This window comes from Leptospira noumeaensis (assembly GCF_004770765.1).
In the GTDB taxonomy this organism is placed as follows: Bacteria; Spirochaetota; Leptospiria; order Leptospirales; family Leptospiraceae; genus Leptospira_A; species Leptospira_A noumeaensis.
Genome location: NZ_RQFK01000033.1, coordinates 77,928 through 98,373, shown reverse-complemented (window position 1 = coordinate 98,373; position 20,446 = coordinate 77,928). Strand labels below are relative to the sequence as shown.

Sequence of the window (20,446 nt, the reverse complement as noted above, 5' to 3'; positions counted from 1 at the left end):
ACGGCCCTTTTTTGTGCATCAAACCAAAGAATTTAACTACAAATGGATCCGTACTTTACGTGTTAGTGCTTAAAATGCACTGAGAGCAGAGCGAATGAAACTGGTGACGGGAGCTTGTTCTCTAGTATCTTCCAAACCTTCCCGGAGTTCTTTCAACACGATTTGCGCATCCCCAAGGGTCGTATTCACCGACTTATGAACATCGCTTTCATTGATGAGTTTTCCGAGAGTTCCCTGTCCTTCGTTGATTTTCCCTGTGATATTTGCTATGTTTTGCACGGTTTTACGAATGTCCGAGCGGTTTTCCGCAATCAGTTCAGAAAGAGAAACGAGTGGGTCTTGGGTGACCTTCCCTTGGATGGGTAAAAGTTTTCCTGACCGGGGGAAAATTTCCACTTTGGTGAGCGCAGGCTCTGTCATCATGTATTCTTTGGTTTTGGGATCCACAGGAAACTTGGAACCAGGATCGAGAGATACCACCCGACCGGAGAGAAGGCTTTCGTTTTTGATATTGATTTCGTAATTGGCGAAAAGTTGAACTTTGCCTTTGAGTAATAAGGTGAGTTCTACCTTAGTTCCAATCCCCGTTTCTCCTTCGGGAAGGAGATTCCCGTATTCATCGATCTGCACCAAACGAATTTTAGAAACATAACCAAAGGGAACCCCATGGATGGTGACCTTGTTTCCAATTTTGATCCCTTCGGCATCGGGAAAATAAACGGGAAGTTGGTATCCCGATTTTTGAAACGGTCCACCTTCTGTGACAATGGTAAAATAACCCACAGCCACTAGGGAAAAGATAAAAAGAAGACCGACGATGATAGCACGACCTATGGTAGGCATTCCCTAAAATTCTCCGAGAGTTAGTGGCAAAGTCAATTGGATTTTCCTTTTTTTAATTCAGAATGATCTAGAATCATCGGGCCCACCGTTTTTCCATGAATGAACTGTTGGATGACGGGGTTTGGTGAATTTTGGATTTCTTCAGATGTTCCGCAAAACAAAACTTTGCCTTCATAAAGAAAACTAATCCGATCCGCAATCCGATAAGCAGAACTCATATCATGTGTAACAACAACGGAGGTCAGTCCCAGTTCTTTTTGCAATCGGATCACCAGATCATTGATGACGTTGGACATCACAGGATCGAGCCCAGAGGTAGGTTCATCGTATAACACAATTTTGGGTTGTGAGGTAAGGGCGCGGGCAAGGCCAACACGTTTTTTCATCCCCCCGGAAATATTACTAGGTAACGTGTCTTTGGCGGGCACAAGATCGAGCCACTTTAGTTTTTCCATTACGATGCGGTCAAGTTCCGCACCGCTGGCAATTTTATGTTCTCGTAAGGGGAGTGCCACATTTTCATAAACGGTGAGCCAGTTGATAAGCGCCCCCGATTGGAAAAGGACTCCGAGTTTAGACCTTAGTTCTTCTCTTTTTTTTTCACTGGCAGTGACGATGGATTCACCAAAAATCTGACAATCTCCTTCATCCGGATCAAGAAGGCCTGTGATGTGTTTGAGACTGACAGATTTCCCCGTTCCCGAAGGCCCAAGAATGACCATCGTCTCTCCTTGTTTGACGGTAATATTCATCCCTTGTAAGATCTTTCGTTTGCCGAAAGTTTTATGGACGTTTTTCATTTCAATGGCAAAGGTTTCCATACTTTCCTTCATTTATAAAATAGAGCTGTCAGCACATAACCAGAAAAAATGACCATAAGAAAGGAGGTGACGACGGCTTGTCTTGTGGTTTGACCCACACCGATGGCTCCACCTTCTGTCCGTAATCCTTGGCTACAAGAAATGGTAGAGATGGCAATTCCAAAGACATACCCTTTGAGAAGTCCCACATATAAGTCCTTTAGTCCAGGGACAGAAGAAATGCGGTAATACACATCTTGGAAGTAACTGATCATATCGATTCCCAGTTGGAAGTGGCCCACAATCCCCCCACCTAAGATTCCTAAGGCGGCAGAATATACACAAAGCACAGGAACCATCAGAGAAAATCCTACAATCCTTGGCATCACAAGGTAACGAATCGGATTAATCGACATCACTTCTAAGGCATCAATTTCTTCAGATACTTTCATGGTTCCTATTTCTGCCGCCATGGCCGACCCAACTGATGCAGCCAAGATAAGGGACGTCATAAAGGGTGACATCTCGCGAGTGAGTGTGATGGTGAGTAATAGTCCAATTTGTCCCTCGGCCCCAAAGTCACGGAGACCGAGGCCGGTGTTGAGCCCAAGGATCATTCCTGTAAAAATAGAAACAATGGAGACTACAAAAAGAGAACCCACTCCAGCGATAAACATCTGTTCTAGAATTTCTTTTCGTTTAAAGAAAAGATGGTGGGACTGTCCAATCGATCGGAATAGAAGAAGAACCGTAAACCCAATGGCATAGAGCAGTGGTTCCAAGGTTTTTGAATAAATGAGTTTCATAGTTCCCACCAAAGGAGTTTGTATTTATTTTTTGTTTCCCTTGTATCAATACCTATGAGTCCGTAAACAAATTCATACCGAAACCCAGTCGGTGATTTTGAATACTCTACTAAAATTGGTATATGGATATGAGTTTCTTCGTCTGTCCAACGGTGTGAGTAAAGCCTAGTGATTAAGTGCAAACGTTTTTCTCCATTGGATGATCTTTTGTATTCAATGATGGAAAAAATAGGTTCCCAAACATCTTCCATGACTTCAAAACGAACCGGGATGATGGCAAGGGTATTCCATCCAAAATTTCCGTCGGGGTCTTTGTGATAACGAAACAGGGGCCAAAGTTTTACGTAATAATCTTCTCTACCTGTTTGGACATATTCACTTTTCATCTGGGAATAAAAAGGTAATAAAAAATGAGAGGTAGCTTTTAAGTGTGAGGTATTTTGCGACAAACGGATGTAAAATGGAGAGATAAATTCGGCTTCTTTATTGGCAAAATAAGAATATCCGTAAAAAGGAAAAAATACAAGTTTCTCAGTATCTTTTTTTTCCGAAGTTGTGTATTGGAAAAAGATAAATAGGGCAGTGTAGCTAGTTTGTCCTGTTTTTTTATCATAACCGTAAGAGAATAAAGAATTTAAAATCGGAAACCAAAGATAGGCCCGGCTTTTCATATTTCCATCTTTGGAATCCTTAGTGTTATAGAAGGGAAAAAAAATAGAATACGAAGTAGGTTCTTTTTTATCCAACCTTTCTTCTCCCCATTGAAAAAAAGGCCAAAGTAAAGACTGGCGTTTGTACTTTCCTTCGTGTTCTTTTTTGGAATAGAGCGGAAAGATTCTAAAATCACTTCTAGTTTCAGATCCACCCCACATCACCAAGGGCCAAAGGATGGATTTTGCTTCGTAAGTTTTGTATTTCCATTCGGAATATAAGGGAAATAAAACATAACCTAGTTCTTGGTAAGAAAGTTTGTTTCGAATCTTTCCATAGATGGGAAAAACACTGAAATAGTTTTCTCTTTGTGATTCTCCCTTACCCCAAATAAAAAGTGGGGTGAAAAGAATGTCCTCATCCTCGTCACCTTCCTCATGTTTGAATCCAGTCCCACTAAAGAAAAACAGAGATGACCAAGTATACCAGTAGTTGGTTTCTTCTTTATAATAAAAAGGGGAGAGGTAACTTTTAAAACGGAAGGCATAGGTTTTGTCTTGGAAACCGATGTAAAAGGGACGAAATGCTAAATAACTTTGGCGCCCTCGTTTTTCTGATTCATATAAAAACCAAAATTGATGGTAATCGGATTTGATATCTTCTGTAAAAGAACTGGGTAGTTTAGCGAATACTCCGGAACTGAGAAAGAAGAGACAAAAAACAATTCCGAATTGAATTTTAAAGCGGGAATCCACGTAATTTCAATATCTTCAAGTTTCAAGAAAAGGAATCAAGTGATTTCATGATCCAAACCAAAATCGCACTGCTTTTCGGAGGTATCTCCGGGGAACACACCATCTCCATTCGTTCTTCTCATTTCATTTTCAATACAATAGACCGGGACAAATACCAAGTTTGTCCGGTTTATATTGACCAAACGGGAAAATTTTGGATTGCGGATGGAAAAAATCCGGTGTATCCAGATCCTGCTGGCAAATCCGAATTAGAATTTTTGAATGAATTTTCTTCTTCGAACCAAATCACAAAATCCACATCTGGTGCGGGATTATTAGATCATGGATTTAAGGCCGCCTTTCTCGGATTACACGGTGGTGCTGGGGAAGATGGAAGGATCCAAGGATTCTTAGATGTATTAGGAATTCCTTATACTGGCTCCGGGGTCCTGGCCTCTGCTCTTGCCATGGACAAATACCGGGCCAATCTTTTATTCCAAACCATAGGAATCCCGGTGGCCCCCTTTGTGGATTTAGTTAAAGGAAAATCGGATGCAAGGAAAATTGTTTTAAACTTACCTTTTGAATTCCCTGTCTTCATCAAACCAACGCTTGGTGGCTCCAGTGTCAATACGGGAATGGCAAAAACCCCCGAAGAGGCCATGGTTCTTATCGATAAAATTTTTGTTTCAGAAGACCGAGTCCTCATCCAAAAACTGATTTCAGGAACCGAAGTTTCCATCGGAGTATTGGAACGTTTCGAAGGGGAAAAACGAATTCCATTTGCTTTAGTTCCGACAGAGATTCGTCCCAAATCGGAATTTTTTGATTTTGAAGCCAAGTATACAAAAGGTGGAAGTGAGGAGATCACGCCTGCGCCAGTGGGGGATGCAATCACAAAAAAACTCCAAGAGTATACTTTGTTATGCCACGATATTCTTGGTTGCAAAGGTTACTCGCGAACCGATTTTATCATCAGCGATGGAATTCCTTATGTTTTGGAAACCAATACACTTCCAGGAATGACAGGAACAAGTCTTATCCCCCAACAAGCAAAAGCAGTCGGGATAGAGATGAAAGAGGTCTTTACTTGGCTTCTGCGACTTGCTCTTTCTTAGGAAAAAAATACATTCCAACAAGTATGGCGATAAGGCTTGCTATGGTTCCATAAAAATGGCTTGTCATATCGTCACCGTAAACTTCCAGAATAAGCCATGTGGTGATTCCCACAAATAAAGAAAAAAGGGCGGACCTTTCATCTGCCTTTTGACTCATGAGTCCAAACACCATAGGGATAAATAAAGTCACAAGAGAAATTCCACCAGAATCCTCCACGAGAGCATAAATCGAAGGTTTTCCGACTGCTAGTAAAAAGGAAATCCCTGCAATGATAAGAACAGAAGTTCTAGAAAGTAGTAATAGTTTTTTATCATTCATATCCTTAAATGCGTATTTTAAAATATTCTCAGATAATATTGAAGATGGGGCCAGTATGGCACCTGATGCAGTGGAAAGAATGGCGGAGATAAGAGCAGAAAAAAATAATACTTGGATCCAAGGGCTTGAAAACTTGGCAATCATTGTAGGAATGAGAAGTTGTCCTGTTTCCGAATTTAAGTCAAAATCAGGGATTAAACTTTTGGCATGAAGACCTAAAAACAATGGGATGAGGGCAAAAAGTAAATACAAAACAGAAGAAAGGTAAGAGGCTCGAATCGCTACTTTTTCGGATTTGGCAGACATCACTCTTTGGAAAATATCCTGTTGGGGCAAAGATCCAAAACCAACCACCATCCAAGCAGATAAATACAAAGTCCAAGCATGGTAATTAGATTCAGGAAAAAAATTAAAAAATCCCTCGGGTTTTTCCTGGATGCTTGACCATATGGATTTAACACCATTTAACTCATAGATCACAAAAACAAGGCCAATGATGATGGAGATGGATTGGAAAAAATCGGTCATAGATACAGACCACATTCCACCAAGATAAGTGTAAAAAACAACAAGACAGGCTCCAATCACAATGGCTGTGAATTGGTTGATTCCAAATAGAATTTGCACCATGATTCCGAGTGCTACAAACTGGGCAGCGACCCAACCAAAATAGGAAAAGATAAGGCAGATCCCTGCGATAAACTCCATTTTTTTCCCATAGCGGTTTCTATAGAAGTCACCGAAGGTAAGGATTTGCATTCGGTAGAGATACTTTGCAAAAACAAGTCCTAGTAAAAATAAACAAAGTGCACCACCAAACGGGTCTTGGATGACGGCTAAAAATCCTCCTTTGGCAAACTCCACAGAAGATCCAAGAATGGTTTCACTTCCAAACCAAGTGGCAAATAAAGCAGCCGTGGAGATGGGAAGGGGGAGGCTTCTACCGGCTAAAATAAAGTCTTTTGAGTTTTTTACTCTTTTTGCCGCATAGACTCCAATGGCAATTGTGATGAGAAGGTAACCAATGATGAAAGCCGCTTGGAAATTCATTCTCTAAAATAAATCTTCTTCCACTGGTTTAGAAGGAGTTTCATCCTTCTTTTTTTTGACAGTTGTTTTTACAATTTCACCACTCGGAGCTTTAGATAAAAATTCAATTTTTGCTTCTGCATCCACAAGTCTTTCGGAACAAATTTTTTTGAGTTCCATTCCTCTTTCATAGGCTTTGATGGAATCTTCTAAAGAAAGAGTCCCTCTTTCCAATTTTTCAGCAATTTCTTCTAATTCGCGAAGGGCTTCTTCAAAACTAATCGTTTTTTTCTCTACCATTTTCGATTCCTATATTTTTTCTTTTACTTCCACTAGAAGTTTTCCATCAGAAAGAAAAACTTCCAAACTTTCATTTTCTTTGATTTTATGAATGGAGGATATCACTTGTTTTTCCTTGTTTCGAACCACGGAATATCCTCGTTGTAAAGTTCCAAGAGGAGAAAAGTGCACTAATCGTTGTTCTGCGAGCGTAAATTTATTTTGGATGCGCTCTAGATACGATTTCCAGTTTTGAGTTAGCGTATCAAATTTTTGAAATTCACTTTGTTTGCGTACCAAATAGTTTTTCCCGAGAAGGGAAATTTTTGTCATGAGTTCCTCAAGTGAGGTGGATCTTGTTTCTAAAAGAGATTTAGGATTTTGGAACACAGGCCTTCCTGTGATTCCTATCCACCTTTCTTTTCCCAAACGAACAACTGCATTTAGTGCCGATTTTAATCGATCTTCCATTTCATCCAAACGGATGAGTGTATCGGAAACATTGGGGACTGCGAGTTTTGCTGCAGCCGTTGGTGTGGGAGTTGTGGCATCAGCAGCAAGGTCAGTGAGCACACGATCAATTTCATGTCCTACAGCTGAGATGATGGGAATCTTAGAATTGTAATAGGCCATTACCACTGCTTCTTGGTTGAAAGCCATAAGATCTTCAAAAGAACCACCACCACGTCCTGCAATGATCACATCTACTTCCCACTTGGGATCATTGATTTCTTTGATGGCTTCAATGATGGAATTTTCAGCTCCGTCTCCTTGTACAAGGCAAGGGGAAACTAAAATTTGAATGGATGGATTGAGATCGGTGGCAATCCGAATGATGTCTTCGACGGCAGCACCTTTTGGCGAAGTCACAATGCCTAGGCGTTTCGGAAATTTTGGGAGAGGGCGTTTGCGGGTCACATCAAAAATGCCTTTTTCGTGAAGGGCCTTTTTTAGTTTTTCAATTTTTAAAAGGATGTCTCCTTCCCCAATCTCTTCTACTTTTTGAACAGTGATACTATAATACCCACCGGGTTCATACACAGAGACAGAACCGTAAACCAAAATCTCCATTCCATTGCGAAGGGGTGTGCCACGATAGTTTTTAGCCTGAAAAGAAAAGAAGGCACATTTGATCACACTTGCCTGATCTTTCAGAGAGAAATACATATGCCCGGAACTATTCGTTTGGGAATGGTTGGAGATCTCTCCCCGAATCCAAATGTTTTTAAATTCAGGAGAGTCCTGGAGTTTGGATTTGATGAGGCGGTTGACCTCACTGACACTGAGAGATGAATCTACTGTTTCCATTTAGGTATTTTGAAAACGAGTTTCTCTAAAAATTTTCCAAAAGTCCCAAAGGATGATGACAAGAGTTAAGGCCATTGGACCAATGATGATCCCTGCAACACCAAACTCCTGTAATCCGCCAATCAAAGAGAGAAAAATAAGAAAGGGATGTGTTTTTAGTTTTTTATCTAAAATTTTGGGTTTCACAAAGTTTTCTAAAATGAGATAACTTGCGCCGCCTGCGATCATAAAAAGTACACTACCAGTCCAGTTTTCTTGTACAAGGCCAATGTAGAGTCCAATCGGCAACCAAACCACAGAGGTTCCCACAACGGGAATCAGAGAAAAAATTGTGGCGATACTTGAAAGTAAAAACTTATTTGAAACTGAGGTAAAAAGTAACAAAACGTAGATGAGAGCTCCTTGCAATAAGGAAATAAAAAGGTTTCCCATCATCACTGTACGAATGGCTTCCTCAATTCGCCTTCCCAGTCTTTCCTCAATTTCTGTGGGAAAAGGGAGTAAAACAAAAAGTGCATGTTCCATTCGACTTCCTTCTTTGTATAAAAAGAAAAGCAAAATGAAGGTAAAAAATGCATTGAAGATAATGGCACCAGGTACTTCAAAAGATCCGAGTAAAAATCCAGATGAGTTTTTGAGTAAACTGTAGATGGAATCTAAATTGAGAATGTCCATATGTTGGCCCACATATTCGCGGTACATCAGAGGAAGTTTGATCCAAAAAAATTCATTCTCTGTAAAAAAGTCAGTAAGCATCGGACTATTTAATAAAAGAGAAACAATTGATTCTTCTGTGAGTTGGTTTCGGATATAACTCACTAAATTTAAGGATTCTCTGATTAAGGTAGAAAGAATTAAATAGGAGGGAACAAAAACTCCGGCAAGCATCAGTATCACCATGATGTAAGGTGACAGGCCATGGAATTTGATACCCAAAACATTCTTTAGTTTTTTATGAATTTTCCTTGTTGTGAGGTAAAATAACAATGCTAGAAAACTTGCCCAAAGAAATGGTTTGAAAACAAAAAATAACGTAAGACAAGTGCCTATAAAAATCGCCCCAAGTAGTAAGTAGACGATAGTTTCGTTTTTATTTTTAATCCAACTCATAATTAATAACTAGAATGTTTTCTAAAATAAAAGCGAATGTAATTGGAACTGCCTCCCGATTCTGAGACAATGATAGAGAGGGATTTTTTGATAAAACCTTCGAGTAGATAAGAAACCTCTCCGTTTTTTTCCGTTTTTTCTATGAGTTTCCAATCCCCTTGGGCTGCTCTTGTTTCGATTCTTTTTTGAATCGCTTGAAAACTTTCTTCTGATTCTAAAAGGAGAGAGGCTTCCTTGGTATGGATATGACTTGTTTTGAATTCGCTAGACTGAAGAAGATTTACTTTATCAGGAAAAAATGACTGAGGGAAGGCTGGCGGTGGATTCGTTGGGTATTTGGTAACCACAATATTGTCGAAGCGATAGATTTCAGTTTGGTGAATGGGTTGGCATCCCCAGAGAATCAGAAGAAAAATAGGCAAAAATCGAAGCATTACGGAAAGCAAACGCTGGAGTATCGATTCCTTCCATTCATTTTTTTAAATCTTTGTTGCCAACTGGTTTGTAAGCATTTCCTTTTCTCCTGTGCTCGATTTCCTACAGTTTGATGCTTTCTTGGCTCGGATCTTAGAGTTGCCCCCACTTGTTCTTTGGATTTTTTTCTGTTTCTCTAATTTTCTGGAGAATGTTTTTCCCCCTTGGCCTGGGGATACGGTCACAGTATTTTCAGGATTTTTATCCTCTTCACCAGGCTCTCCGCTTTCTTTGATTTCTATTGTAGCAGCGACTTACTTGGGGAATCTATTGGGAGCTCTCGTTATGTATTTTTTTGGAGAGAGATTCCTCTATTTTCTAAAACGATCACGGTTCCTTTTTTTGTCTGCATTCTACCAAGAGGAAAACTTACACAAAACTTTGGATTGGTTTCGAAAATATGAGATTGTAGTAGTGCTTTTGTCTCGGTTCTCAGCTGGGATTCGTTTTTTCGTATCCATTGTTGCCGGTATGTCCAAAATGAACGTCATTAAATTTATTACTTTATACTCTATTGCGATTTCTTTATGGTGCGGGCTTCTTCTTTTCGGCGGTTCTCTACTTGGGTCGAACTGGAACCAAATCATTGTTATATTATCTTATTATAACCAAACGATTGGAATTGTTCTCATTTGTATATTTTTGTGCTTTCTATACCAAATTTGGAAGAAAAGAAATACAAAGTTGACATGATTTCCTTATATGTTAGGGTTTTCTCGCATGAACTCTTGGGGAAATATAGCGTTTGATTTTTATACATTCGGCTCACTCGTCGGTGTCATTTTTGCTTTTTACAATGCACAATTTTTTTTGACGGTTAAAGAAAAATCCGAGGCAACATATCGATTGGGAATGGGGACTCTTTGGCTGGGTATATTCCACTTTGGCTATATGATTAACTTTTCCTTTATGGGACCTGCTGCCGCATACATGCGATGGCTTGTGATCATAGGAGCCATGGCCGGAGCTTCTTACCTAACTAGTTTTTTCTTAAGTTATCCAGAGGTTTATTTTCCTAGGTTAAAAAAATACCTCTTCTGGATTATGAATTTTATCGTTGTGACGGTAACAGGTTATTTTGTATTCATTAGTCTAACAGCCGGTAGATTGTTTTTCTTTAGTGGGCATTATTGGGATTTTCCGGTTCCTGTGTTTTATAAAGTATATGCCCTGATTGTGTTGGTATTTTTTGTTACTTTTTCTCTCGTTGCCATATTTCAGATTTTTAAAATGCCAAAGGAATCTCGGTTTGCCACAGCAAGCATTCTGATTGCTTTTAGTGCCCTAACGATCCTACCAGGAATTATGAATGCACAATCAAGAGATGGTGCCATTGGTCGTGGGCTCTACCAGACAATTACAGATCTTGTGTTGGTAGTCGGTTTATTTGTCGCAAACGTTGTTTATATCAATAATACAAAAGATAAAACAACAATCATCTCACGTATCATCGGAATCTCTCTTGCATCGTTTTTACTCGTTTTACAACTTGTAGCTTATTCCGTAATCCAACAGTCTGAATCTAACTACGATATGGTGCGTACAGCTCGGGCCAAAAACTTTATCGCAGGACTTGAAACAGACCAAACTCCGAGTTTCCATTACACGTATGATATAAATCAAAAAGAATTTGTCCGTAAAAAAGGGATGGATGAAACCTCCGTCGATCCATTCAGTTATGAATCTGAATATTGGAATTCCTGGGCGTTAGAAACCATTCTTTCTTATAAGACAAAAAGTGATTGGAAAGGAAAAACAGAGAATTTATTGCCAAAATTACCTGATACAAGCAAAGGTTATGCGGCAGAAATCAAACGACTTTTGTCCTTAGATAAAATTTCGAATCCAGAAGCTCTCATTCATGAACTGGAGTCTGAAAAACGTAAAATTCTTTACACAAGAAACAAATTACGAGAAATTCCTGCGAAGAATTTTTCCGAAGGTGCATTGTCCCTCGTTTCAAAAACAGAAGGGCCACTTTCGGGGTTTTACGGTGCTGCTCGTTCTGTTTTGGAAACCGATCTTCCTGAGGAAAAAAAGGCCGAAGTTCTAGACCAAATGTTTTCTCCTATGCCTAATCATGGAGATAGAAATTACCGAGGTCGTGTTAAGTTTGCCGAAGACAATCCTGAATATTCGTTTTACATAAGTTATCTCGTTGTAGACAAAGAAAAGGGTCTTATCCATGAAGTAGGGTATCCTTATCTAGATTATAGAGAATTCCAAGAAGAGGTCACTCTCCCTTGGATCATTGGTGTTTTGTCACTGGCAGTGCTTGTGATTTTTGGATACCGTTTGTTTTTCCTAATCGCACTTTTACGGCCTATCGAACAAATCATTGAAGGTTTGACAGAGGTAAACTCTGGAAACTTAGAACATAGGCTGACAGTTCATGTAGAAGATGATATTGGTTTTATGGCCCGTTCCTTCAACCGAATGGTGCGTTCCATCCAAGCGGCACGTAAAAAATTGGAACAATATGCAGACCAATTGGAAGTAAAAGTACAAGAACGTACGAAGGAATTAGAAAATTCCTTAAAAGAAGTCCAATCGCTCAAACACCAACAAGATGGGGATTATTTTTTGACCTCGCTTCTTTTGCAGCCATTTAACGCGAATAATGCGAATCATGACAATGTCCAAGTGGATTTTTTATTAGAACAAAAGAAAAAATTTACCTTCCGCCAATATGAAAAAGAAATTGGTGGAGATTTGAATATTGCCAACCAAATTTTTCTAAACAACCGTTCATATACAGTGTTTTTAAATGCTGATGCTATGGGTAAGTCCATGCAGGGCGCTGGAGGCGCTCTGGTGCTTGGTTCGGTTTTTGAGTCCATCATCACTCGTACGCAACTCCTAAGTGAAGCAAGGAACACTTACCCAGAACGTTGGATCAAAAATACATTTTTAGAACTGCATAAAATCTTTGAGGGTTTTGATGGTTCCATGTTAGTTTCCTTAGTCCTTGGCTTAATTGATAACGAAACAGGTTTGTTGTATTTTATCAACGCGGAACACCCTTGGATGGTTTTGTACCGAGATGGAATTGCGAGTTTTATCGAAAACGAATTGATGTTTCGAAAATTAGGAACTTCAGGAGTCCAAGGAAATTTATACATCAAAACCTTTCAGTTAGAGGTGGGTGATGTTTTACTTGCCGGATCTGACGGACGAGATGATTTACTCATTTCCCACACGGAAGATGGGAAACGTGTGATTAACGAAGATGAAAGGCTTTTCCTTCGAGTTGTGGAAGCAGGAAAGGGAGAACTCGATGGAATCTATGAAGAACTTCGAAAGTATGGAAGTTTGACAGATGATTTATCGATTTTACGAGTTTCCTTTATTGAAGAAAAAGAACGTTATAAAATCGAAAAAGAAAGGCTAAAGGAAATCCAATCGCTTTTACACAAAGCAAAAGAAGCGAGCGAATCTGCGGATCTCCAGGAAGCAGTTTCGTATTTGGAACAGGCGAATTCATTGGAAGAAAACATTCCAGAGATCAAAAAGAAATTCATCCAACTCTATTTGAAACTCAAAGACTATGGGAATGCCAAAAAAATGGCCAAAGACTATAGTTTGTTAAAACCAATGGACACGGAAATTATGTACATCACTGCTTTTTGTGCAAGAAAAGTGGCTGATATCAAAACTGCCATCGATTTTGGGGAAAGGGTGCGCCTTCGTGATCCAAACCATGTCAAAAACTTGATCAATTTGGGCCAGACCTACCTGGCAGATAAAAATCTGTCTCGGGCGGAGAACATTCTCAGTTCAGCCTTGGAGCTTGACCCAGAAAATCCTAGCTTGCAAAGGCTCCTTGATCACATTCGCAAAAAACAAAACAAACAAGATGTCGTGAATTAGAGTCTAAAGTCTACATTGAATGAAACGTTTGAGATAAAAATTTCCGATACCTTTCGGGACTTTACAAAGGAAGAATGGAATCTTTTGGTTCACCCAGATTCCGTCTTCCAGGAGTATGAATTCCTTTCGGGTTTAGAAAATACAGGTTGTATTGGAAATTCTGATTGGATACCGGTTTTAATCTCTGCTAGGCGAGAGGGGATTTTGTTCGGAGTCCTTCCGGCTTATCTTCGGAGTGATTCCTATGGCGAGTATATTTTTGATTTCCAATGGGCCAATGCCTTTCATCGGGCAGGGATTCCATATTATCCAAAACTGACTGTAGCGGTTCCCTTCACTCCAGTGACGGGGGCTCGGATTTTACTCCATCCTAATTTAAAACCTGAAGAAAGAGATATCCTTGTTTCCTCACTTTTACAGACCCTTTTAGAATTTGGAAAAGAAAAAGATACTTCTTCCGTTCATATTTTATTTTGCAAAGAAAATGAACAAAGTTTAGGGATTCAAAATTCCTTTGCTCCTAGGTTGTCTCACCAATACCATTGGTTTAACAAAGGTTTTGCGAATTTTGAAGAGTTTTTATCCACTCTTGTCAAAGACCGGAGAAAAACAATCCGCCAAGAAAGGAGAAAAATTTCTGAATCGGGACTTACCATCCAAACCCTTACGGGTGACGAGATCACAGAAGACCATGCTCATATCTTTTATCAATTTTATCAAGACACCCATTCCAAAAAATGGGGACAGCCCTATCTGAATCGGAAATTCTTTTTGGAAATGCATCAGACCTTTCGCCATCGTTTGGTTCTTGTTTTGGCAAGCGACTCTTTAGGGAAACCTGTGGGTGGGAGTTGGAATGTATTTCGGGAAGGCTTTCTTTTTGGAAGGTATTGGGGAGCATTGGAACATGTTCCCAACTTGCATTTTGAATGTTGTTATTACCGATTGATTGATTTTGCAATCGAACATAAAATGGAACGAGTGGAAGCAGGTGCACAAGGGGAACATAAATTCCTAAGGGGTTATGAAGCCGTTCCCATGTATAGTTTACATCATATTTATAATGAACAGGGAAGAGCGGCCATTGAGTCCTATTTGGAACGAGAGATTGTGATGGAAAGGGAAAATATTTCCGCTTATAATTCTCAGTCTCCTATCAAATCGCTCCGGGAGGGATAATGTCAGATCCAAAAAGAAAATCTTATACCGATATGAATGTGGAACTTCTCGAAAGGGAAAAACAGAAAAAGAAATTAAAAAAACCGGATCGGTATAAGGTGATATTGATCAATGATGATTACACGCCTCAGGAATTTGTAGTTTTTGTACTAGCCAATGTATTTCGGAAATCAATGGAAGAATCTCGTCAGATTATGTGGAAGGCGCATACTTCTGGATCAGCCGTTTGTGGGGTCTACTCCTTGGACATTGCGAGGACGAAAGTAGCAGAAGTACATAAACTCGCGGACGATGCGGGACATCCATTACAATGCCAATTGGCGAAAGAGGAGGACGAATGAACCTTTCCCTAGATTTAGAAAAAACCTTAGAACTTGCAGGTAACGAAGCAAGTAAATACCATCATGAATTTATCACCTTAGAACATTTATTATATGGTCTTACTTATAACGAAAAAACAAAAGAAGTCCTAATTAGTGTAGGTTGTGACTTGGATTTACTTAGAAAGGAACTGACCGAATACTTTGAAGAAGATCTTTCTACCATTGCCGTTCCTGATTTAAAAATCCAACCACGTTATACTGTAGGTGTACAGTTTGTAATTCAGTTTGCCGCCTTTCATGTCCAAAATTCAGGGAAAGAAGAAGTGGATGGAAACAATGTACTTGTGGCACTCTTTAGAGAAGAGGACAGCCAAGCCTATTATTTACTCGCCAAACAAGAAGTAAACCGTCTGGACGTGATCAAATACATGTCTCATGGAATTAAAAAAGAAACGGAATCTGAAGAACCTAATTTTACAGAAGAAGCAGATCCTGAAGAAGGCGAAGGAAACTCTCGTAAATCTGCACTGGAAAAATTTTGTGTCAATCTTACGGAAAGAGCAAGGTTAGGGAAATTAGATCCTTGTATTGGCCGGGAAGTTGAAATTGAAAGAACCATTCATATCTTATCTCGTCGTCGTAAAAATAATCCTATTTTTGTAGGGGAAGCAGGTGTCGGAAAAACTTCTATTGTAGAAGGAATCGCCGAACGAGTTGTTAAGGGGCTCGTCCCAAAAAGTTTGCTGGATTTAGAAATTTATTCTTTGGATATGGGGCTTGTGATGGCGGGAACCAAATTCCGTGGTGAGTTTGAGGAACGTTTGAAGGCCATCTTACAAGAAGTAGTCGGGAAACCAGAACGAATCATCTTTGTAGACGAAATCCATACCATTGTGGGAGCTGGTGCCGTATCCGGTGGGAGTTTGGATGCTTCTAATTTGATGAAACCGGCCCTTGCCAATGGAGAACTCAAGTGCATTGGAACAACCACTTACAAAGAATATAAATCAATATTTGAAAAAGATCATGCCCTTTCCAGAAGGTTCCAAAAGATTGAAGTCTCAGAACCCTCCAGGGAAGATGCGATCGAAATCTTAAAAGGCCTCAAACCCAAATATGAATCCTTCCACGGAGTCACCTACAGTGCCAAAGCCATTGAGGCTTGTGTGGATTTATCTAGCTTACATCTAAGAGATCGTTTTTTGCCAGACAAAGCCATAGATTTAATGGACGAATCAGGCGCCTATGTTAAGTTACGTGATGAGAAAAAAGAAAAGGCCAAAAAACAGGTAGGGATTTTGGAAATCGAATCACTTGTTGCTAAAATTGCCAAAATACCAGAAAAAACCGTCAAGGCCGATGATAAAAAGAAATTAGAAAATTTAGATTCTGAAATCAAATCCATTGTTTTTGGGCAAGACCATGCCATTGAACAAGTGGTAGATGCCATCCATTATTCTCGCTCTGGCCTCAGTGACGAAGGAAAACCAATTGGTAGTTTTCTTTTTGTTGGACCTACTGGTGTGGGTAAAACCGAAGTGGCAAAAACTTTGGCAGAAAAAATGGGAGTGGAGTTTCTTAGGTTTGATATGAGTGAGTACATGGAAAAACATTCCGTATCAAGACTCATTGGAAGTCCGCCGGGTTATGTGGGTTATGACCAAGGTGGCCAACTCACCGATGCCATAAATAAAAATCCCCACTGTGTTCTATTATTCGATGAAATCGAAAAAGCACATGAAGATATTTACAACATCCTTTTGCAAGTGATGGATCATGCGACGCTTACTGATAGCACGGGAAAAAAAGCAGATTTTCGTAATGTGATCCTAATCCTAACCACCAACACGGGAGCTCAGGAAAGTTCGAAACCACTTCTTGGTTTTGATACCGACAGATATGATGACCGGTCTATGAAGGCAATTGAGAGGACATTCACTCCCGAATTTCGCAATCGACTCACTGCTGTTGTGGAATTTGGTGCTCTATCAATTCAGGTAGTGCAGTTAGTTGTTAAACGAATGTTCCGCACTTTGCAAACCAAAGCCAATGAAAAAGGGATTCATTTGGAATTGTCTGAAAAAGCAGTTAGACATTTGGCAGAAACTGGTTATGACAAAACCATGGGAGCAAGGCCCATCCAAAGAATCCTCAATTCAGAAATCGGAAAACCTCTTTCTAAAAAAATCCTATTCCAAAAAGACAAAGGCTCTAAGTATATTGTGGATGTGATAGAAAAAGATGGAAAAAATGTTTTGGAAATTCTGGAAGTGAATGAGTGAAAGTATTTTTAGTTAACCGTGAGGGGATTGTATTCTCACGGTTTTTCTGACAAACTCGCAATTCGCAAGGGAAAGGATCGAAATTTGTAGATGAATGGAAAGTTTTCCAAACTTTCGTTTGGTGATCCAAGTCCATTCAAATGATTTACAATCTTCCTAAAACCTCATCTTCTTTTTTAAAGGTGAAAAATCCAAAGACAAATGCTCCTAGAACCGATCCTAAAAACAAATAGAAGGAAAGTCCAAGGCCCACTTCTTCTGGTTTGACGAAGTCATAAAAATATCGTTTAGGATCTAAATAACCCCAAATCACAAATACAATTGCAATCATTTGGCATGTAAAAAACCAAATCCTTGTCCAAGATGATTTCCAAAATCCCAAAAAGAAAAAATTAAGTAGGCTAAGTAAAATAAAAACTGAGTTTAACTTAGGGCCGAGAGAGATGGATTCTTCCGTATCAAAAAAACGAATTTGGTATGAAAACCAAGGAAGGACTGAAAAGAGAAGTTGCAAAAATAAAAAAATAAAAAATATTTTATCAAATAATAGTTTTGTATTCCAATAACTATATAACGCTAAGAAAATTCTCTTAGTTAGGTGCCACCAAGCGAAAATTAACTCTGGAACGAACAAAAACGATTCTTTTAAAAATTGAACTAAATTAAAAAATTTAGAAATAAACGAATTTGTCATTCTACTTCTGCTACCATTTCCAATTCCACACTAGCATCAAGCGGAAGAGAACTCACACCAATGGCAAAACGCGCATGTTTTCCTTTTTCGCCAAAAATGGCTGCGAGTAGTTCAGATGCACCATTGGCAACTAAGTGTTGTTCGGTGAATTCTGGAGTTCCGGCCACAAACACTCCTAATTTGACAATCGATTTGATTTTGTCTAGGGAATCGATATGTAGTAGTAATGCAGCCAAAGCATTGAGGACACATTGTTTTGCCTCTTCTTTTGCTTCTTCAAGACTTAAATCTTTTCCCACCTTTCCCGTTTTTCTTAATTTCCCGCTAACAAGAGGAAGTTGTCCGGAAGTAAAAATTAGGTTTCCGGACCTTTTCGAAGGGATATAAGCGGCAAGGGCGGCAGGAACTGGGGGAATTTCTAAACCCAGTTGTTTCAGGGTATCTTGTATGAGCATTGGATTCCAGGCTAGAGAGGAAGGCCTTTCGGGACAAAATTTTTTTTGGAAAATTGTTTAAATTAGAAAACATTCTTGACGATTGGCAGTCAAAGATGTAGATTGCTAATAAAAATAGCAGTCTATAGATACGAGTGCTAAAGAGGAGAATGAGCATGTTGTTCCGAATTCTAGACCCACAAACCAAAGCAAATCAGTTCTGGAGAGATTTTGACAGACTGAACGATGAGTTGACTCGTTCCATTTTGGACAGTCAATTTGGATCTCCGTCCAATTTCCCTCCAGTCAACGTTTATACGAAGGAAGACGAGGCCCTAGTGACTTGTTTGCTTCCTGGACTCGAACCAGACCAAATCGAAATCAATGTGAAGGACAATTTACTTTCAATCCACGGAAAGAAAAAATCAGAAGAACTCGCAGAGGGAACAGAAGTACTTCGCCGTGAAATCTTCAATGGAGAATTCCGTAGAACCTTGGAACTTCCATTCCGAGTGGATGGGGAACATGTCCTTGCTAAATTCACAAATGGAATTTTAAACATCCACCTTCCTCGTAGAGAAGAAGATAAACCTAAAAAAGTATCCATCACCATCGGGTAAGGAGATTCGATATGAATACACTCACAAAAGAAAACAAACAAGAAGTTACAGAAACAGTTGAAGGTAAAGATCAAAAATCGGCAACGAATGTTCGTGTCTATTCACCTAACGTAGATGTAATGGAAACAGAGGATGCATTTTATTTCCATGTGGAAATGCCTGGGGTAGACCAATCATCGGTAGATATCTCCATTGAAAAAGACCAACTAATTTTGGAAGGTAAGTTTGTAATGCCACAGGAATCTCGCGGCCAAGTGCGACTTGCCGAATACAAAGAAGGAAGTTACTTCCGAAAATTTACAATTGGCAAAGCAATCCATTCGGACAAAGCCACTGCCAAAATGAAAAACGGAATTTTGGAATTAACCATTCCAAAAATGGAGCCTAAAAAAACAAAAATCGAAATTCAGAAATAAATTCCCTTTTGTGTTTGGTAAATCTAAAGTGAATTTAATTTCGGACCCGGTTCATCTCTTACAGGTGTGCCGGGTTTTTTTAGATTAGGGAACGAATGGTTTCTAGTAGTTTCGTATTTTCTTCTGCTGTTCCAATCGTGATACGAATATAGTCTTTTGAAATTCCCGTAGAAAAATACCGAATGAGAATGTTTTTATTTTTTAATTGTAAATACAAACTCTCTGGTGAAACACCTGACTTAGGTTTGCAAAATAAAAAATTTGTAGAGGAGGTGGGGATAAAAAAACCGAGAGATTCCAATTCTTTTTTTAGTTTGTTTCTTTCTGAAATGACAAGAGTTCGTTTTTCCAAAAAGTATTCTTTGTCTGCATAAGAGGCTTCCGCCACAACTTGTTCCAAAATTCCTACATTATAGGAATCTTTGAGTTTACGAATCCACGATATCACTTCGAGTGATCCCACTAGATACCCCACTCGGAGTCCAGCAAGAGCATAGGATTTGGAAAAGGTGCGAGAAACCACTAGGTTCGGATGGTTTCCTATTTCTGTCATCAAACTAGAGTTTGGTTCTGTGAAATCAATATACGCTTCGTCGGAAAGAACAACCCCTTCAAAATTTTTAACTAAATTTAAAAGTTTATCCTTTGGTTCTTCCACACCAGTCGGAGCATTGGGATGAGCAAAACAAAGTAATTTTCCTTGTTCTTTTCCCAAAGAGTCAAAATCAAAATGTAAGTCTGATTTTAGTGGAACCGCTTTGTAAGTAGCTCCGACCATCATTTGTTCTGTTAACACAGGATAAAAGGAATAGGTTGGGTCTGGTGCCACAACCACATCGCCAGGACCTACTAGGGCTTGGAATAACAAACGTAAGGCTTCATCAGACCCATTTGTCACCAAAATTTGGTCCGGGTCTAAGTCATAATCTTTTGCTATGAGTTCTTGTAATTTCCGGGAGTGGTAGTTTGGGTATTTTCGCAAAACACCTGTTTGTAAGACCTTTTCCACAGCCTCTTTGATTTTAGGAGAAGGTGGGTATGGGTTTTCGTTTGTATTCAGTTTGATGGTGGAGGCACTAAGGCCTGGTTGTTCGCCAGGTGTATAGGGTTTAAACGCTGGTAGTTCCTTACGCACCAGTGCTTCCATTGAAAATTTT

20 protein-coding genes are annotated in these 20,446 nt (G+C 39.4%); 8 read left to right on the top strand and 12 right to left on the bottom strand.

The genetic code is table 11. From position 1 onward, the window contains the following. Positions 1-69: 69 nt before the first annotated feature. Genes mce through EHQ24_RS17180 form a run of 4 tightly spaced genes read right to left on the bottom strand, consistent with a single transcriptional unit; the run spans position 70 to position 3,855 of the window. Entirely contained in the window at positions 70-843 is a 774-nt protein-coding gene (mce, locus tag EHQ24_RS17195) for a mammalian cell entry protein Mce (RefSeq protein ID WP_135602862.1), read from the bottom strand. A gap of 32 nt (positions 844-875) precedes the next feature. Beyond that, complete coding sequence (locus EHQ24_RS17190) at positions 876-1,664, bottom strand: ABC transporter ATP-binding protein (protein WP_135602861.1); 789 nt, start codon at positions 1,662-1,664, stop codon at positions 876-878. Positions 1,665-1,672: 8 nt separating this feature from the next. Further along, complete coding sequence (locus EHQ24_RS17185; protein WP_135602860.1) at positions 1,673-2,449, bottom strand: MlaE family ABC transporter permease; 777 nt, start codon at positions 2,447-2,449, stop codon at positions 1,673-1,675. After that, a complete protein-coding gene (locus EHQ24_RS17180; protein WP_135602859.1) occupies positions 2,446-3,855 on the bottom strand; it encodes a hypothetical protein in 1,410 nt (469 codons plus the stop codon). Before EHQ24_RS17180 ends, EHQ24_RS17185 begins: the two co-directional genes overlap by 4 nt. A gap of 47 nt (positions 3,856-3,902) precedes the next feature. Between EHQ24_RS17180 and EHQ24_RS17175 the strand changes: the two genes are divergently transcribed. Beyond that, entirely contained in the window at positions 3,903-4,952 is a 1,050-nt protein-coding gene (locus EHQ24_RS17175; protein WP_135602858.1) for a D-alanine--D-alanine ligase, read from the top strand. On the opposite strand, the gene EHQ24_RS17170 is transcribed toward EHQ24_RS17175, so the two are convergent. Genes EHQ24_RS17170 through EHQ24_RS17150 form a run of 5 tightly spaced genes read right to left on the bottom strand, consistent with a single transcriptional unit; the run spans position 4,921 to position 9,431 of the window. After that, complete coding sequence (locus EHQ24_RS17170) at positions 4,921-6,321, bottom strand: high affinity choline transporter 1 (protein ID WP_135602857.1); 1,401 nt, start codon at positions 6,319-6,321, stop codon at positions 4,921-4,923. The two genes, EHQ24_RS17175 and EHQ24_RS17170, sit on opposite strands and share 32 nt — an antisense overlap. Before the next feature lie 3 nt (positions 6,322-6,324). Then, positions 6,325-6,600 carry an exodeoxyribonuclease VII small subunit gene (locus EHQ24_RS17165; RefSeq protein WP_135602856.1) on the bottom strand — a complete coding sequence of 92 codons (276 nt, stop codon included), beginning with the start codon at positions 6,598-6,600 and terminating at the stop codon, positions 6,325-6,327. 9 nt (positions 6,601-6,609) lie between these two features. After that, complete coding sequence (gene xseA / locus EHQ24_RS17160; RefSeq protein ID WP_135602855.1) at positions 6,610-7,887, bottom strand: exodeoxyribonuclease VII large subunit; 1,278 nt, start codon at positions 7,885-7,887, stop codon at positions 6,610-6,612. Further along, positions 7,888-8,997 (bottom strand): AI-2E family transporter, encoded by a 1,110-nt coding sequence (locus EHQ24_RS17155; RefSeq protein WP_135602854.1) that lies wholly within the window; start codon positions 8,995-8,997, stop codon positions 7,888-7,890. It lies immediately after the preceding gene. 2 nt (positions 8,998-8,999) lie between these two features. After that, positions 9,000-9,431, bottom strand: coding sequence for a hypothetical protein (locus EHQ24_RS17150; protein WP_135603124.1), 432 nt, complete (start codon positions 9,429-9,431; stop codon positions 9,000-9,002). 91 nt (positions 9,432-9,522) lie between these two features. Between EHQ24_RS17150 and EHQ24_RS17145 the strand changes: the two genes are divergently transcribed. The 5 genes from EHQ24_RS17145 to clpA are packed head-to-tail and all read left to right on the top strand — an operon-like array spanning position 9,523 to position 17,125. Then, the gene (locus EHQ24_RS17145; RefSeq protein ID WP_135602853.1) at positions 9,523-10,164 is read left to right on the top strand and encodes a DedA family protein; all 642 of its coding nucleotides are present in this window, start codon (positions 9,523-9,525) and stop codon (positions 10,162-10,164) included. A 27-nt stretch (positions 10,165-10,191) separates the two neighbouring features. Next, positions 10,192-13,341, top strand: coding sequence for a SpoIIE family protein phosphatase (locus tag EHQ24_RS17140; protein WP_135602852.1), 3,150 nt, complete (start codon positions 10,192-10,194; stop codon positions 13,339-13,341). Positions 13,342-13,356: 15 nt separating this feature from the next. Then, entirely contained in the window at positions 13,357-14,520 is a 1,164-nt protein-coding gene (locus tag EHQ24_RS17135; RefSeq protein WP_135602851.1) for a GNAT family N-acetyltransferase, read from the top strand. Next, positions 14,520-14,861 carry an ATP-dependent Clp protease adapter ClpS gene (gene clpS, locus EHQ24_RS17130; protein ID WP_135569287.1) on the top strand — a complete coding sequence of 114 codons (342 nt, stop codon included), beginning with the start codon at positions 14,520-14,522 and terminating at the stop codon, positions 14,859-14,861. The genes EHQ24_RS17135 and clpS overlap by 1 nt, the downstream gene beginning before the upstream one ends. Then, positions 14,858-17,125 carry an ATP-dependent Clp protease ATP-binding subunit ClpA gene (gene clpA / locus EHQ24_RS17125; RefSeq protein ID WP_135602850.1) on the top strand — a complete coding sequence of 756 codons (2,268 nt, stop codon included), beginning with the start codon at positions 14,858-14,860 and terminating at the stop codon, positions 17,123-17,125. Before clpS ends, clpA begins: the two co-directional genes overlap by 4 nt. 145 nt (positions 17,126-17,270) lie before the next feature. Here the strand turns inward: clpA and EHQ24_RS17120 are convergent, their stop codons facing one another. Further along, on the bottom strand, positions 17,271-17,819 hold the full coding sequence (locus EHQ24_RS17120; protein WP_135602849.1) for a hypothetical protein: 549 nt from the start codon (positions 17,817-17,819) through the stop codon (positions 17,271-17,273). Continuing rightward, positions 17,816-18,274 (bottom strand): RidA family protein, encoded by a 459-nt coding sequence (locus EHQ24_RS17115; protein WP_135602848.1) that lies wholly within the window; start codon positions 18,272-18,274, stop codon positions 17,816-17,818. The genes EHQ24_RS17120 and EHQ24_RS17115 overlap by 4 nt, the downstream gene beginning before the upstream one ends. A 155-nt stretch (positions 18,275-18,429) precedes the next feature. On the opposite strand from EHQ24_RS17115, the gene EHQ24_RS17110 reads away from it, so the two are divergent. Both EHQ24_RS17110 and EHQ24_RS17105 read left to right on the top strand, forming a co-directional pair. Further along, positions 18,430-18,873 (top strand): Hsp20/alpha crystallin family protein, encoded by a 444-nt coding sequence (locus EHQ24_RS17110; protein ID WP_135603123.1) that lies wholly within the window; start codon positions 18,430-18,432, stop codon positions 18,871-18,873. A gap of 11 nt (positions 18,874-18,884) precedes the next feature. Beyond that, entirely contained in the window at positions 18,885-19,289 is a 405-nt protein-coding gene (locus tag EHQ24_RS17105) for an Hsp20/alpha crystallin family protein (RefSeq protein WP_135602847.1), read from the top strand. Positions 19,290-19,368: 79 nt separating this feature from the next. On the opposite strand, the gene hisC is transcribed toward EHQ24_RS17105, so the two are convergent. Then, a complete protein-coding gene (hisC, locus tag EHQ24_RS17100) occupies positions 19,369-20,436 on the bottom strand; it encodes a histidinol-phosphate transaminase (RefSeq protein ID WP_135603122.1) in 1,068 nt (355 codons plus the stop codon). Between the last annotated feature and the right edge of the window lie 10 nt (positions 20,437-20,446).